Annotated in this window: 12 protein-coding genes; 2 read left to right on the top strand and 10 right to left on the bottom strand. The window is 61.1% G+C overall.

What is annotated here, in order from left to right:
• Positions 1-3: 3 nt before the first annotated feature.
• The 10 genes from BGP85_RS12465 to BGP85_RS12420 form a co-directional block, all read right to left on the bottom strand.
• Positions 4-1,962: a DUF7844 domain-containing protein gene (locus tag BGP85_RS12465; RefSeq protein ID WP_103448301.1), complete on the bottom strand. Its 1,959-nt coding sequence runs from the start codon at positions 1,960-1,962 to the stop codon at positions 4-6.
• Complete coding sequence (locus BGP85_RS12460) at positions 1,959-2,279, bottom strand: DUF2388 domain-containing protein (protein ID WP_103448300.1); 321 nt, start codon at positions 2,277-2,279, stop codon at positions 1,959-1,961. Before BGP85_RS12460 ends, BGP85_RS12465 begins: the two co-directional genes overlap by 4 nt.
• Before the next feature lie 36 nt (positions 2,280-2,315).
• The gene (locus BGP85_RS12455) at positions 2,316-2,609 is read right to left on the bottom strand and encodes a DUF2388 domain-containing protein (RefSeq protein WP_103448299.1); all 294 of its coding nucleotides are present in this window, start codon (positions 2,607-2,609) and stop codon (positions 2,316-2,318) included.
• A gap of 89 nt (positions 2,610-2,698) precedes the next feature.
• The gene (locus BGP85_RS12450) at positions 2,699-3,016 is read right to left on the bottom strand and encodes a DUF2388 domain-containing protein (RefSeq protein ID WP_103448298.1); all 318 of its coding nucleotides are present in this window, start codon (positions 3,014-3,016) and stop codon (positions 2,699-2,701) included.
• A 300-nt stretch (positions 3,017-3,316) separates the two neighbouring features.
• On the bottom strand, positions 3,317-3,532 hold the full coding sequence (locus BGP85_RS12445) for a DUF1127 domain-containing protein (RefSeq protein WP_054884336.1): 216 nt from the start codon (positions 3,530-3,532) through the stop codon (positions 3,317-3,319).
• Positions 3,533-3,884: 352 nt separating this feature from the next.
• Positions 3,885-5,378, bottom strand: a complete 1,494-nt coding sequence (locus tag BGP85_RS12440) for an acetyl-CoA hydrolase/transferase family protein (protein WP_103448297.1) — start codon at positions 5,376-5,378, stop codon at positions 3,885-3,887.
• A 186-nt stretch (positions 5,379-5,564) separates the two neighbouring features.
• Entirely contained in the window at positions 5,565-7,001 is a 1,437-nt protein-coding gene (locus BGP85_RS12435; RefSeq protein ID WP_103448296.1) for an NAD(P)(+) transhydrogenase (Re/Si-specific) subunit beta, read from the bottom strand.
• Between the two features lie 2 nt (positions 7,002-7,003).
• Positions 7,004-7,318, bottom strand: coding sequence for an NAD(P) transhydrogenase subunit alpha (locus tag BGP85_RS12430; protein WP_003256966.1), 315 nt, complete (start codon positions 7,316-7,318; stop codon positions 7,004-7,006).
• An 11-nt stretch (positions 7,319-7,329) separates the two neighbouring features.
• Positions 7,330-8,451 carry a Re/Si-specific NAD(P)(+) transhydrogenase subunit alpha gene (locus BGP85_RS12425; RefSeq protein WP_103448295.1) on the bottom strand — a complete coding sequence of 374 codons (1,122 nt, stop codon included), beginning with the start codon at positions 8,449-8,451 and terminating at the stop codon, positions 7,330-7,332.
• Positions 8,452-8,873: 422 nt separating this feature from the next.
• Complete coding sequence (locus BGP85_RS12420; protein ID WP_103448294.1) at positions 8,874-9,788, bottom strand: LysR family transcriptional regulator; 915 nt, start codon at positions 9,786-9,788, stop codon at positions 8,874-8,876.
• Between the two features lie 162 nt (positions 9,789-9,950).
• On the opposite strand from BGP85_RS12420, the gene BGP85_RS12415 reads away from it, so the two are divergent.
• A complete protein-coding gene (locus BGP85_RS12415) occupies positions 9,951-11,132 on the top strand; it encodes an acyl-CoA dehydrogenase (protein ID WP_103448293.1) in 1,182 nt (393 codons plus the stop codon).
• Positions 11,133-11,146: 14 nt separating this feature from the next.
• Positions 11,147-12,367, top strand: coding sequence for a CaiB/BaiF CoA transferase family protein (locus BGP85_RS12410; protein WP_103448292.1), 1,221 nt, complete (start codon positions 11,147-11,149; stop codon positions 12,365-12,367).
• Positions 12,368-12,653: the final 286 nt, after the last annotated feature.

Raw genomic sequence — 12,653 nt, 5'->3', positions numbered from 1 at the left:
TTATCAAGGCAACTGCAGGCCGCCAGCCGCCTTGTGCAGCGCCCGCAAATGCTCGCCAATCTGCTTCACATTGGCTTCGACTGCAGCAATCTCCCTGGCCCGCGACGGATCCAGCAGTGCCCTCACCTCCTTGTCCAGGTCGCTACTCAAGCGCAGCAGCTTGGCCTGCCGCTCGCTACTGACCTGCTCCAGCTGCTTGCGCTCTTGCGGCTGCGGCAACCCGTAACCCTTGGCATCCAGCAACTCGGCCGGGCGGCTGAGGAAGCCGCTGTTGGCGAGCATCTGCTTCAGGGTCTGGTCAGCTTTATTGATACTGCCGTCCTTCAGCGCTGCTGCATTCAGGTAACGCTGTTTCACTTCGTCCTGAGCCAGCAGCAACTGCCGGCGCAGGCTGGCCTGCTCGAGCAACAGCAAAGCTGCGCTGGTGCGCAGGTCGGCCTTGTCGAACCAGGGGCGCCTCTGCTCGGCATCCAGCGCCAGCCAGTCTTCGACCTCGGTCTGCTTGATCGGCAGTTGCTTCCTCAGCACATCGAACATGGCCTGGTAACGGTCGCGATAGGAGTCGAAGCGATAACCCAGGCGCAGGGCCTCTCGCGGGTCATCGAGCACACTGGTATCAGCCAGTCCCCTGCCCTTGAGCACGGCCAGCAAGCCATTGGGCATGATGCTGTCGAGGTCATTGAGGCGTGGGTTGGCAGTGCCGCTGCGTAGCAGTTTCAACGATTCCACCGCGCAGTTGTTGGACAGGAACCAATAGTTGCCGTCGTAGCTCCAGTGCATCTCGGCGGCCTGGCGCACCAGGTTTTCAATCTCGTCGCGGTTGAGCTTGAGCGGTACCGAGGCCAGGCTGCGCAGTTCGGTCTTGGTGTATTCATCGATCACCTGGCCCAGCGGCAGTACGAACAACCGTGAGGGGTAGGCGCCGACCAGGCCGTCCCAGCTGGACAGCTGCACGTCGTTGACGAACGCCCGGTAAGACAGCACCAGGCTCTGGTCGAGGTCCAGGCGGCAATCCGGGCCGCGTGGGCGGCCGGGTTTGCAGATCACCAGGCGCAGCATGCTGTGGCCCCAGCGGCTGACCAGGTTCTGGTTGGCTTCAGCCAGCAGGAAGTCGACCTCGTAGACCCGTTCTGGGTCGATCTCGCCCAGGGGCTGGCGGGCGAAGTCGCTGCCGGCATTGATGAACGGCAGGCCTTTGGCGCAGGTGTTCTGCTGTGGCGCCCAGCCGAAGTGGTCACGCAGGTATTGGTTGAGCGCCGGTCGACGGCAGCCGTAGCTCGGGTCTAGGAGGAAATACTCCATGTTGACCGCGATGTATTCCTTGGGGCTGCTCAGCTCGTAACTGTCGGGGCTGCGCATGAACTGGGCGTTGTGCTGCTCACGTTCGCCGCGGCGGCCGACATATTGCGGCCACCCAGCCAGGTCGAGCAGGCGCGGGTCGTCGCTGAGGGTAAAGCGGCGTTCGGCTTGACCGCGGCATTCTTCCGCCTGGCCGATCTTGCCCAGCGTGCCTTGCTGGCGCGCGCAGCGGGCGATCAGCGAACGCTCGGCGCTGGGCCACAGGCGGGCACGATCATAAATATGGGTGAGCTCATGCAGGACGGTGGCCAGCAGCTCTTCACGCACCGTGCCATGGGGGCGGTTGGTACGCTCGGTGGCGGCACTGCCGTCAGTCAGGCTGGGCAGCAGGCGGCGGTTGAGTTCGAGGGTCGAGACCAGCGACGCCTGGCCATAGGCATCGGCCGGCATGCTGTCGCTCCAGCTGACCGTTACGCGCCGGTCCAGCCGTTGCTTGAACAGTGGCGGCAACTTGGCCATGGCCTCATCGAGCAAGGCCTGGCTGGCTTGGGTCTGTTGCGGGTCGAGGCCTGTCTCCTGCAGTTCGAGCTGCAGGTCGGCCAGGGCGGGCGTGCCCAGCAGCGTCAGGGCGCAGCCGAGCAGCCAGGCACGCACGCGATTCACAGCGCGAGGATGGCTTCGGCCAGTACTTGGTCGCTGGCGTCGCGCGCTTCAGGTACGCGCTCGCGCAGGGTGCTGAACGCGGCCTCCAGTTGCGCGCCACGGATATCGCCATTGCTGGCGACGAAGCTGGCAGCGTCGTCATGGGCTTCGCGCACCACTTTGGCGTCGCGGATCGAAGTGGTGGTGTCAGAGGTGAAATCGATCGAGCGACCAAAGGCGCGCACGATGATGTTGCTGGTGGCCACCAGGGTCTGTGCATGGGCCAGGTCGGCCAGCAGCAACATGCCGAGGGAAGCGGCAATCAGCGGTTTACGCATGGAGCATCTCCGAAAAATACAGGGAGTCAGGTGTAGTTATTGGACGAGAATTGCTTCTGCCAGTTCAAGGTCGCCGACGGAGTGCCGAGCGCAGTTGTGGCGCAGCGAATCGAGTGCCGCTTCCAGGCGGGCACCGCGGATCAGGCCATCGCTGGCAACGTATGCCGCAGCATCGTCACGGGCCTGCCTGACCAGTTTGCGGTCGAAAGGGGCGGCGGTGACCTGGCTGGTGACGTAGCCCGTGATGACCAGGCCTTGTGTGGTGGTGTCCATGGCGTGGGCACTGGCCATGGCAGTGGCACTGAAGAGCAATGGCAACAGATAACGCATGAGCATTCTTGACGTCAGGAGAAGTGAACGGCGAAGGCTACCCCAGGTGCGAGGCCGCTAGCCAACGCACCTGCTTTGCATAGCCTTGATCAGATCGCGAGGATGGCCTTGGCCAGCTGTGCATCACTGGCTTGCAGCTGCGGCATGGTCGAACGGATGTGCAGGAAGGCACTTTCCAGCCGCGCACCACGAATGGCGCCTTCGGTACCGACGAAGCTGGCGGCGTCGTCACGGGCGGCCTGCACGATCTTGTCATCGCGGAACGATGAGGTCAGGTCGGAGGTGGCGTCGGTGGAGGCGGCGAAAGCGCGTACCACGGCATCGGTGGTAACAACGAAACTGCTGGCTTGGGCGGTGCTGGCCAGGCCGAGCAGCAGGGCGGCACCAATCAGGTATTTACGGGACATGTTCTTGGACTCCTGGATAGGGTTCTGCTTTATCGGACGCTGGTACAGCTCGTTACGGTACGTGTTTGACAACGGGTTCTACCAGACTGCTGAGCGAAGCGTATCACGCGGTGCTGTTTCTGGATGTTAATGAGAGCGGAAGTGGACAACTGTTATGGTTAATTTCGAATAATTCATAACTGTACAGGTTTCGCGCGGGACTGCTCTGGGACGCGCCTGGCGGGCAATAAAAAACCCGCTGCAGTCGCCTGCAACGGGTTGGGGAATTCGCGGTGCCGGCCGAAGCCGGCGAACCGGAGCTTAGCGCCAGAACGGCTTGCTCAGCTCTTCGTAACGCTGCGACTCGCTGATACCGGCATCGGCCAGCAGGCGGGCATCCAGGCGAGCCAGTTGACGGCGGCTGGCCATACGACGCTGCCACAGCAGCAGAGTGGAGATAGCGCGCAGTGGCAGGGAAGCCTGGGACTGCTGGGCGTTGCTTTCAAAAACCAGACCGGAACTGAGGGTACGTTCCATGATGTTTCATCCTTCCGCTTATGGCGGGATTAGGTAGTGATTTAACTGATGCCAATGATCCTCCTCTGCTGTCCATAACAGTAGATACAGTTCAACAGCAATGCGATGGGCCAGTTAACTGTTTAACCCTACTGTTGCACTCGAAATAGGCGTAACTGTACTGGTCTGCACTGATGTGGTGCGTTTCTGCATGGGTAGGAGGATTTGCAAGCCAGGAAAGCCTGAAGATAGCAGTACAGTAGTACAGTTTTAATCAGGAAAGTGAGCGAAGTGTTCAGGCGGGGTGGTTTGACTGTTGTGGTCCTGTCGTCGGCGTGGCGACGACAGGGCCAAAACAGTTGAGGCAGCTGGATCAGCTGGCGAGCATGCGCCCGGTTTCTTCCAGGTTTTCGTGCCAGCTCAGTGCTTCACGCAGGATGTGCGGGGTGTGGCCACCACGCTGGCAGGCGCGATCGAAGTAATCGTTCAGCGCTGCGCGGTAGTCCGGGTGCACACAGTTGTCGATGATCGCCCGGGCCCGCTCACGCGGTGCCAGGCCACGCAGGTCGGCCAGGCCTTGCTCGGTGACCAGGATGTCGACATCGTGCTCGGTATGGTCAACGTGGCTGACCATCGGTACCACGCTGGAAATCGCCCCGCCCTTGGCGATCGACTTGGTGACGAACACCGCCAGGTGGGCGTTGCGGGCGAAGTCACCCGAACCGCCGATGCCGTTCATCATTCTGGTGCCACAGACGTGGGTCGAGTTGACGTTACCGTAGATGTCGAACTCCAGCGCCGTGTTGATGCCGATGATGCCCAGGCGGCGGACCACTTCAGGGTGGTTGGAGATTTCCTGTGGGCGCAGGACCAACTTGTCTTTGTAGCGCTCCAGGTTTCCGAACACGTCAGCATTACGACGGGTCGACAGGGTGATCGAGCTGCCCGAGGCAAAGCTCAGCTTGCCGGCGTCGATCAGGTCGAAGGTCGAGTCCTGCAGCACTTCGGAGTACATGGTCAGGTCTTCGAACGGCGACTCGATCAGGCCACACATCACCGCGTTGGCGATGCTGCCGATACCTGCCTGCAGCGGGCCGAGCTTGTTGGTCATGCGGCCAGCCTCCACTTCCTGCTTAAGGAAGTTGATCAGGTGGTCGGCGATGCCCTGAGTTTCGTCATCCGGTGGCAGCACGGTGGATGGCGAATCCGGCTGGTCGCTGATGACGATGCCGACGATCTTGGCCGGGTCGATCGGGATTGCAGTGCTGCCAATGCGGTCGTCGACCTTGACCAGCGGGATTGGCGTGCGGGTCGGGCGATAGGTCGGGATATAGATGTCGTGCAGGCCTTCGAGGTTGGCGTTGTGCGACAGGTTGATCTCGACGATCACTTGTTTGGCAAAGATCGCGAAGCTGGCCGAGTTGCCCACCGAGGTGGTTGGCACGATGTGGCCCTGCTCGGTGATGGCCACGGCTTCGATGACCGCGATATCCGGCAGCTTGAGCTGCTGGTTGCGCAGCTGCTCGACGGTTTCCGACAGGTGCTGGTCGATGAACATCACCTGGCCATCATTGATGGCCTTGCGAAGGGTGCTGTCGACCTGGAAAGGCATGCGACGAGCCAGTACACCAGCTTCGGTCAGCTGCTTGTCGAGGTCGTTGCCCAGGCTGGCGCCGGTCATCAGGCTGATTTTCAGTGGCGACTGCTTGGCGCGTTCGGCCAGGGCATGCGGCACAGCCTTGGCTTCGCCGGCGCGGGTGAAGCCGCTCATGCCGACGGTCATGCCGTCCTCGATCAGGCCAGCGGCATCTGCCGCACTCATTACCTTGCTGTGCAGGGAGGACAAGCGGATACGATCACGGTACATGGATTGTTATCTCGGGCTACTGAAACTACTGCAGCGCAGTCTAGAGATTTCGCCCATTGCCGTCCCACGACCATGGTCGTATGAGAAGCATTGAAATAGAGCCGTTGATCTGGATCATCAAAAGAAAAGCCCCGGCAGATTCTGACCGGGGCTTCCTTTATATCAGCGGGTTTGCAGCGACCGTTATCACTCCACCGCTTTTACCATGTCTTCAATGACTTTCTTCGCGTCGCCGAACACCATCATGGTCTTGTCCAGGTAGAACAGTTCGTTGTCCAGGCCGGCGTAGCCGCTGGCCATCGAGCGCTTGTTGACGATGATGGTCTTGGCCTTGAAGGCCTCGAGGATCGGCATGCCGGCGATGGGCGACTTCGGATCGTTCTTCGCCGCCGGGTTGACCACGTCGTTGGCACCCAGCACCAGCACCACGTCGGCCTGGCCGAACTCGGCGTTGATGTCTTCCATCTCGAACACCTGGTCGTATGGCACTTCGGCTTCGGCCAGCAGTACGTTCATGTGCCCAGGCATGCGCCCTGCCACCGGGTGGATCGCGTACTTCACGGTCACGCCGTTATGGCTCAGCTTCTCGGTCAGTTCCTTCAGTGCGTGCTGGGCACGGGCCACCGCCAGGCCGTAACCCGGGACGATGATTACGCTGTCAGCGTTGCTCAGCAGGAAGGTGGCATCGTCGGCAGAGCCGGACTTCACCGGGCGCTGTTCCTTCGAACCTTGCGCCGCGCCGGCATCGGTATCGCCACCAAAGCCGCCGAGGATGACGTTGAAGAATGAACGGTTCATCGCCTTGCACATGATGTACGAGAGGATGGCACCGGACGAACCGACCAGGGAGCCCGCGATGATCAGCATCGAGTTGTTCAGCGAGAAGCCGATACCGGCCGCGGCCCAACCCGAGTAGCTGTTGAGCATCGACACCACTACCGGCATGTCGGCACCCCCGATCGGAATAATGATCAGCACGCCCATGATGAAGGCCAGGACCAGCATCAGGGTGAAGGCACTGTAGTGTCCAGTGAAGGTAAACAGCAGGCCCAGGGCGATGGTGGTCAGGCCGAGGATCAGGTTCAGCTTGTGCTGGCCGGCAAACTGTACCGGTGCGCCCTGAAACAGGCGAAACTTGTACTTGCCCGACAGCTTGCCGAAGGCGATCACCGAACCGGAGAAGGTGATGGCGCCGATGGCTGCACCCAGGAACAGTTCCAGGCGGTTGCCGGTGGGGATCGGGTCGCTGATGGCGGCGACGATGCCCATCGACTGCGGCTCAAGCACGGCCGCAATGGCGATGAATACCGCAGCCAGGCCGATCATGCTGTGCATGAAGGCGACCAGCTCGGGCATCTTGGTCATCTCGACGCGCTTGGCCATGATCGAACCGGCGGTACCGCCGACCAGCAGGCCGACGATGACGTAGCCGATACCGGCGGTCGCAAGCTCGGCCCCGAGTTTATAGATGAGGCCAACCGTGGTGAGGATGGCGATCCCCATGCCGATCATGCCGAACAGGTTGCCGCGCCGCGAAGTGGTCGGGTGCGACAGGCCCTTGAGCGCCTGGATGAAGCACACCGAGGCGACGAGGTAGAGGAGCGTTACCAGATTCATGCTCATGCTTACTTCTGCGCCTCGTTCTTGGTTTTCTTCTTGAACATCTCAAGCATGCGGCGGGTGACCAGGAAGCCACCGAACACGTTGACTGCAGCCAGGGCTACCGCCAGGGTGCCCATCAGTTTGCCGGCCGGTGTCACGGTCAGGGCCGCCGCCAGCATGGCGCCAACGATGACGATCGCCGAAATGGCGTTGGTAACCGCCATCAGCGGCGTGTGCAGCGCCGGGGTGACGTTCCACACCACGTGGTAGCCCACATAGATGGCTAGCACGAAGATGATCAGGTTGTAGATGCCATGGGAAATCAGCATGTCTTCCATTGTCGTGCTCCTTAGCCGTTCTTGCGGACGACCTGGCCATCGCGGCACATCAGGCAGGCCGCGACGATGTCGTCTTCGAGGTTGATGACCAGCGCGCCGTCCTTGTCGAACAGCAGCTTCATGAAGTCCAGCAGGTTGCGTGCATAAAGCGCCGAGGCATCGGCGCCCACCTGGGCCGGCAGGTTGGTCGGGCCGACGATGATCACGCCGTTTTCCTGCACCACCTGGTCAGCAACGGTCAGTGGGCAGTTGCCGCCCTGAGCTGCTGCCAGGTCGATCACCACCGAGCCGGGCTTCATTTGCGCGACGGTTTCGGCGCTGAGCAGCGTCGGTGCCTTACGGCCGGGGATCAGTGCGGTGGTGATGACGATATCGGCCTGCTTGGCGCGTTCGTGTACGGCCTGGGCCTGGCGTTGCATCCAGCTGGCCGGCATTGGCCGGGCATAGCCGCCAACACCTTCGGCGCATTCACGCTCTTCGTCAGTCTCGTAGGGCACGTCGATGAACTTGGCGCCCAGCGACTCGATCTGCTCCTTCACCGCCGGCCGTACGTCGGATGCCTCGATCACCGCACCCAGGCGTTTGGCCGTGGCAATGGCCTGCAGGCCGGCAACGCCTGCCCCCAGGATCAGCACGCGGGCGGCCTTAACAGTACCGGCGGCGGTCATCAGCATGGGCATGAAACGAGGGTAATGGTGAGCCGCCAGCAGCACGGCCTTGTAACCGGCGATGTTGGCCTGCGATGACAGCACATCCAGGCTCTGGGCCCGCGAGGTGCGTGGCGCGGCTTCCAGGGCGAAAGCGTTGACACCGCGTTCGGCCATCTTGCCGATCAGCTCGCTGTTGAAGGGGTTGAGCATGCCTACCAGGAGGCTGCCGCTGTTGATCAGGGCCAGCTCCTGGTCGTTGGGAGCGACCACCTTGAGCACCAATTGGGCGCCGTAGGCATCGGCTGCGCTTCCCAGGGAAGCTCCCACGGCCTCATAGGCACTGTCCGGAATGCTGGCGTTGAGCCCTGCCCCCCGTTGGACGGTGACCTGATGGCCTTGGCCAATCAGTTTCTTGATGGTTTCGGGGGTCGCAGCGACCCTTGTCTCACCGGTCTGCGTCTCGAGAGGAACACCAATGTGCACGACTATTTCTCCTGCGGTGACCTTTGTCTTTGTAAAAGCCAGCACACTGCGTATGGCGCGCTGGGGCGGCTGTTGAGCGCCGGACCCGCCGAATCCAGGGCGGGCGAAGCATTTTGCAGACGAACCCAGAGGCCATCAACCGGTTCTGGAGCGAAACGAAGTCAAAACTACAAGTCACCCTGTGACCGTATGTCGCAAGTGATAGGCTACAGCCCGTCAACCATGGGGTATTGGCAGATTAGGGGAAAAATCGAAATTTTTTGCGATGATTTCGCGGATGGGCTCATGGATGTCGTAAAACCCTCTGAAAGCCGCGTGTTTAGAGGCCTAGATGGGGTTTTTCGATTCACCTGAACAGTTTTCGCTGATGCGACAAAAACGTATATCTGTAGGTGTTTAAAATAATTGACTACAAAGGTAGGTCAGGCGCTTTCATCTTTGTGCGAGGCGGTATAGAGCTGTGCCTGTCCCACCAGCCAGTCACGGAAGGCCCGGAGCGATGCCGACTCCACCTTGCGTTCGGGAATCATCAGATAGTAGGCCTTGTCGCTGGACAGCGCGTACCTGTTAGCGACTACCAGCCTGCCCTCCTCCAGCTCGCGCTGGATCAGGAACGGCGGGATCAGTGCGATGCCCATCTCGTGCATGGCCGCCTGGGCCAGCATGGAGAATAGTTCATAGCGCGGGCCTGTCATGTCACCCGCGATATTCAGGCCCAGGCCATTGAACCACTGGCGCCAGGCATAAGGCCGGGTGGTCTGCTGCAGCAATGGCAGGCTGGCGATGTGCTGGGGGTCGAGCATGCCCTGCCCGTCCAGCATGGCCGGACTGCACACCGGCACGGGGTTCTCGCCCATCAAGCGATGGGACTGGGTGCCGGACCAGTCGGCATCGCCAAAGTAGATGGCGGCATCGAACGGGGTGTCGGCGAACAGGAATGGGCGGGTACGGTTGGTCAGGTTGACGGTGACCTCGGGGTGACGTTGCTGGAAGTCCTTGAGCCGTGGCAGCAGCCATTGGGTGCCGAAGGTGGGCACTACGGCCAGTTCGATCACGTTGGCGCCCTGCTGGCGCATCACCGACAGCGTGTCGCGCTCAACCGCATCCAGCTGTGCGGCAACCTGCCGGCTATAGGAAAGCCCGGCTTCGGTGAGTTTCACGCCCCGGCGTGAGCGCCTGAACAGCTCGACATTGAGGAACTCCTCCAATCCGCCGATCTGTCGACAGACGGCGCCCTGAGTCAGGGCCAGTTCCTGGGCCGCCTTGGTAAAGCTCTCGTGGCGTGCGGCCGCTTCGAAGCAGACCAGTGCGGTGGTGCTGGGGATCTTGCGGCGCATGTACGTCAACCTCACTCATGGAGACTTGAATATGGCGTTTTCGAGTATCTCGAAGTGACAAAATATCACTGATGCGTGCGCAATCCTCGTTTGTCGTGGTGCCTGATCAGGCCTAGGATCAATGGCACAAGAAACCGCTCCCCTATTTCGAGGATTTCGCTCATGGCCGGTAAAGCAAGCTTCAACTGGATCGACCCGCTGCTGCTGGATCAGCAGCTCACTGAAGAAGAGCGCATGGTGCGTGACAGCGCTTATCAGTTCGCCCAGGACAAGCTGGCCCCGCGCGTGCTGGAAGCCTTCCGTCACGAACAGACCGACCCGGCGATCTTCCGCGAGATGGGTGAAGTCGGCCTGCTCGGTGCAACCATTCCCGAGCAATACGGCGGCAGCGGCCTGAACTATGTGTGCTACGGCCTGATTGCCCGTGAAGTGGAGCGTATCGACTCCGGCTACCGTTCGATGATGAGCGTGCAGTCTTCGCTGGTGATGGTGCCGATCAACGAATTCGGTAGCGAAGCGCAGAAGCAGAAATATCTGCCCAAGCTGGCCTCTGGTGAGTGGATTGGCTGCTTTGGTCTGACCGAGCCTAACCATGGCTCCGACCCTGGGTCGATGATCACCCGTGCCAGGAAGGTCGATGGCGGCTATCGCCTGAGCGGTAGCAAGATGTGGATCACCAACAGCCCGATCGCCGATGTGTTCGTGGTCTGGGCCAAGGACGATGCCGGCGATATCCGCGGCTTTGTCCTGGAAAAAGGCTGGCAAGGCCTTAGCGCCCCGGCGATACACGGCAAGGTTGGCCTGCGGGCATCTATCACCGGTGAAATCGTCATGGACAACGTGTTCGTCCCGGAAGAGAACATCTTCCCGGATGTGCGTGGCCTGAAGGGGCCGTTCACCTGCCTGAACTCAGCGCGTTATGGCATTTCGTGGGGCGCGCTGGGTGCGGCCGAAGCCTGCTGGCACACAGCTCGCCAGTACACTCTGGATCGTCAGCAGTTCGGTCGCCCACTGGCTGCCAACCAGCTGATCCAGAAGAAACTGGCCGACATGCAGACTGAAATCACCCTGGCCCTGCAAGGCTGCCTGCGCTTGGGTCGCATGAAGGACGAAGGTACTGCGGCGGTAGAAATCACCTCGATCATGAAGCGCAACTCCTGCGGCAAGGCCCTGGACATCGCCCGCATGGCTCGCGACATGCTTGGCGGCAACGGCATCTCCGACGAGTTCGGCGTGGCGCGCCACTTGGTCAACCTTGAGGTGGTCAACACCTATGAGGGTACCCATGACGTGCATGCGCTGATCCTCGGGCGTGCGCAGACCGGCATCCAGGCCTTCTACTGATAAGGAGCCAGTCCATGGGCGCGCTATCTCATCTGCGGGTGCTGGACCTCTCCCGCGTGCTGGCGGGGCCTTGGTCTGGCCAGATCCTGGCGGACCTGGGTGCTGACGTGATCAAGGTCGAACGCCCTGGCAGCGGCGACGACACCCGCTCCTGGGGGCCGCCCTTCCTCAAGGATGCCGTAGGTGAGAACACCAGCGAAGCGGCTTATTACCTGTCGGCAAACCGCAACAAGCGCTCGGTGACCATCGACTTCACCCAGCCGGAAGGCCAGCGCCTGGTGCGCGAGCTGGCGGCCAAGTCGGATATCGTCATTGAGAACTTCAAGGTAGGTGGGCTGGCTGCTTACGGGCTGGATTACCCGAGCCTGAAGGCAATCAACCCCAAGCTTATCTATTGCTCTATCACCGGCTTCGGCCAAACGGGGCCGTACGCCAAGCGTGCGGGGTATGACTTCATGATCCAGGGGTTGGGTGGGCTGATGAGCCTGACCGGCCGCCCGGATGGGGAGGAAGGTGCCGGGCCGGTAAAGGTCGGTGTTGCCCTGACCGACATTCTTACCGGGTTGTACTCGACCGTGGCGATTCTGGCTGCCCTCGCCTACCGCGATCAGCATGGCGTTGGTCAGCACATCGATATGGCACTGCTCGATGTGCAGGTGGCTTGCCTGGCCAACCAGGCGATGAACTACCTGACTACCGGCAATCCACCGCGGCGGCTGGGTAATGCTCACCCCAATATCGTGCCTTACCAGGACTTTCCGACGGCGGATGGCGATTTCATCCTTACCGTGGGTAACGATGGCCAGTTCCGCAAGTTTGCCGAGGTGGCTGGGCAGCCGCAGTGGGCGGATGACCCACGCTTCGCTACTAACAAGCAGCGGGTGGCGAACCGGGCCGAGTTGATTCCATTGATTCGCCAGGCAACGGTATTCAAGACTACTGCCGAATGGGTGAGCCAACTGGAGGCTGCGGGGGTGCCATGTGGGCCGATCAACGATCTGGCGCAGATGTTCCAGGATCCACAGGTACTGGCCCGGGGGTTGGCGGTAACCATGCCCCATGGGCTGGCGGGGAGCGTGCCGCAGGTGGCCAGCCCGATCCGGTTGTCGGAAACGCCTGTGGAGTATCGGCGGGCGCCGCCACTGTTAGGTGAGCATACCGAGGCGGTGCTGGGCGATGTGCTGGGGCTGGATGCCGATGCTATAGTGCGGTTGCGCAGCGCTGGCGTTCTTTGATGCTATATAGAGCAGTTGAAAGCGGGGAGGCCGACAGGCCTCCCCGCTTTGCTTTTCAGCGATATTGAAGTTTCTTGAAATTAAAGGTTGACGCGCTTTCGAATCCCCTTATAATGCGCCCCACTTCCAGCGACATCGGAACAACAAACTCCTTGAGATTCAATGAGTTAGGTAGTTAAGGTGGTGTTGGGGTGCTTCGATCGAAAGATCGATAGCGGTTGAGGTGAAGGTTGACAGCGGTTTTAAACGCTGTATTATTCGCCTCCCGCTAGCGAGTGATCGCAGC

The organism is Pseudomonas putida (assembly GCF_002906855.1).
Taxonomy (GTDB): Bacteria; Pseudomonadota; Gammaproteobacteria; order Pseudomonadales; family Pseudomonadaceae; genus Aquipseudomonas; species Aquipseudomonas putida_N.
This window is presented reverse-complemented; position numbering and strand designations above follow the sequence as displayed.